The following is a 2925-nucleotide window of genomic DNA, read 5'->3' on the forward strand; positions in this document are numbered from 1 at the left end:
GTGGTTAAGTTACTAAGGGCACACGGTGGATGCCTTGGCGCTAGGAGCCGAAGAAGGACGCAGCGAACTGCGATAAGCCTCGGGGAGCGGTAAGCACGCTTTGATCCGGGGATCTCCGAATGGGGTAACCCACCATCTGTAATGGGATGGTATCCTTCACTGAATACATAGGTGATGAGAAGGCAGACCCGGTGAACTGAAACATCTAAGTAGCCGGAGGAAGAGAAAACAATAGTGATTCCGTCAGTAGTGGCGAGCGAACGCGGAAGAGCCTAAACCGTCGGGTTTACCCGGCGGGGTTGTGGGGCGTCTCACATGGAGTTACAAAAGACGCGCGTAGGTGAACAGCTTGGGAAAGCTGACCATAGAGCGTGATAGTCGCGTAACCTAAACGCGCGTCTCTCCGAGACCAACCCCGAGTAGCGCGGGACACGTGAAATCCCGTGTGAATCTGGCAGGACCATCTGCTAAGGCTAAATACTACCTAGCGACCGATAGTGAACCAGTACCGTGAGGGAAAGGTGAAAAGCACCCCGGGAGGGGAGTGAAATAGTACCTGAAACCGTGTGCTTACAAATAGTCGGAGCCCGTTAAAAGGGTGACGGCGTGCCTTTTGTAGAATGAACCGGCGAGTTACGGTAGCGTGCGAGGTTAAGTTGAAGAGACGGAGCCGCAGCGAAAGCGAGTCTGAATAGGGCGATAGTACGCTGCCGTAGACCCGAAACCGTGTGATCTAGCCATGTCCAGGGTGAAGGTAGGGTAACACCTACTGGAGGCCCGAACCCACGCACGTTGAAAAGTGCGGGGATGAGGTGTGGCTAGCGGTGAAATTCCAATCGAACTCGGAGATAGCTGGTTCTCCCCGAAATAGCTTTAGGGCTAGCCTCGGAATTTAGAGTCTTGGAGGTAGAGCACTGATTGGACTAGGGGCCCTCATCGGGTTACCGAATTCAGTCAAACTCCGAATGCCAATGACTTATGTCCGGGAGTCAGACGGTGAGTGCTAAGATCCATCGTCAAAAGGGAAACAGCCCAGACCATCAGCTAAGGTCCCCAAGTATACGTTAAGTGGGAAACGATGTGGAGTTGCCCAGACAACCAGGATGTTGGCTTAGAAGCAGCCACCATTTAAAGAGTGCGTAATAGCTCACTGGTCGAGTGACTCTGCGCGGAAAATGTAACGGGGCTAAACGTATCACCGAAGCTATGGCAGTCCTTACGGACTGGGTAGGGGAGCGTTCCAAGCAGCAGTGAAGCCGTACTGGAAAGAGCGGTGGAGCGCTTGGAAGTGAGAATGCCGGTGTAAGTAGCGAAAAGACAAGTGAGAATCTTGTCCACCGAAAGCCTAAGGTTTCCTGGGGAAGGCTCGTCCTCCCAGGGTTAGTCGGGACCTAAGCTGAGGCCGAAAGGCGTAGGCGATGGACAACAGGTTGATATTCCTGTACCACCTCTGTTCCGCTTGAGCAATGGCGTGACGCAGGAGGATAGGGTGAGCGGCCTACTGGATGGCCGTCCAAGCAGTGAGTGTGGTGTGTAGGCAAATCCGCACACCGTTAAGCATGAGCTGTGATGGCGAGGGAAATTTAAGTACCGAAGTCCCTGATTTCACACTGCCAAGAAAAGCGTCTAGCGAGGAACAAGGTGCCCGTACCGCAAACCGACACAGGTAGGCGAGGAGAGAATCCTAAGGTGCGCGGGATAACTCTTGCTAAGGAACTCGGCAAAATGGCCCCGTAACTTCGGGAGAAGGGGCGCCTCGGTAGGGTTAATAGCCCGAGGGGGCCGCAGTGAAAAGGCCCAAGCGACTGTTTAGCAAAAACACAGGTCTCTGCGAAGCCGCAAGGCGAAGTATAGGGGCTGACGCCTGCCCGGTGCTGGAAGGTTAAGGGGATGAGTTAGCGCAAGCGAAGCTTTGAACCGAAGCCCCAGTAAACGGCGGCCGTAACTATAACGGTCCTAAGGTAGCGAAATTCCTTGTCGGGTAAGTTCCGACCCGCACGAAAGGCGTAACGACTTGGGCGCTGTCTCGGCAAGAGACCCGGTGAAATCATAATACCTGTGAAGATGCAGGTTACCCGCGACAAGACGGAAAGACCCCATGGAGCTTTACTGTAGCCTGGTATTGGAACTTTGTGCATCATGTACAGGATAGGTGGGAAGCTGAGAAGCAGGGGCGCCAGCCTCTGTGGAGCTGTCGGTGGGATACCACCCTTGATGTACGGAGTTTCTAACTCGTCGCCCTTATCGGGCGAGAGGACCATGCCAGGTGGGCAGTTTGACTGGGGCGGTCGCCTCCTAAAAGGTAACGGAGGCGCCCAAAGGTTCCCTCAGAATGGTCGGAAATCATTCGTAGAGTGTAAAGGCAGAAGGGAGCTTGACTGCGAGACCTACAAGTCGAGCAGGGACGAAAGTCGGGCTTAGTGATCCGGTGGTTCCGCATGGAAGGGCCATCGCTCAACGGATAAAAGCTACCCTGGGGATAACAGGCTTATCTCCCCCAAGAGTCCACATCGACGGGGAGGTTTGGCACCTCGATGTCGGCTCATCGCATCCTGGGGCTGAAGTAGGTCCCAAGGGTTGGGCTGTTCGCCCATTAAAGCGGTACGCGAGCTGGGTTCAGAACGTCGTGAGACAGTTCGGTCCCTATCTGTCGCGGGCGTAGGAAGTTTGAGGAGAGCTGTCCTTAGTACGAGAGGACCGGGATGGACGCACCGCTGGTGCACCAGTTGTCACGCCAGTGGCACAGCTGGGTAGCTATGTGCGGACGGGATAAGCGCTGAAAGCATCTAAGCGTGAAGCCCCCTCCAAGATGAGACTTCCCACAGCGCAAGCTGGTAAGACCCCTCATAGACGATGAGGTTGATAGGTTCGGTGTGGAAGCGCGGTAACGCGTGGAGCTGACGAATACTAATCGGTCGAGGACTT

General features: G+C 54.8%; 1 rRNA gene. It reads left to right on the plus strand.

Annotation, left to right across the window (positions count from 1 at the left end):
- Positions 1–2 precede the first annotated feature (2 nt).
- Positions 3–2925, plus strand: a 23S ribosomal RNA gene (locus HPY28_RS30010); the annotation flags it as partial.

The organism is Brevibacillus sp. HB1.2 (assembly GCF_013332495.1).
Lineage (GTDB): Bacteria > Bacillota > Bacilli > Brevibacillales > Brevibacillaceae > Brevibacillus > Brevibacillus porteri.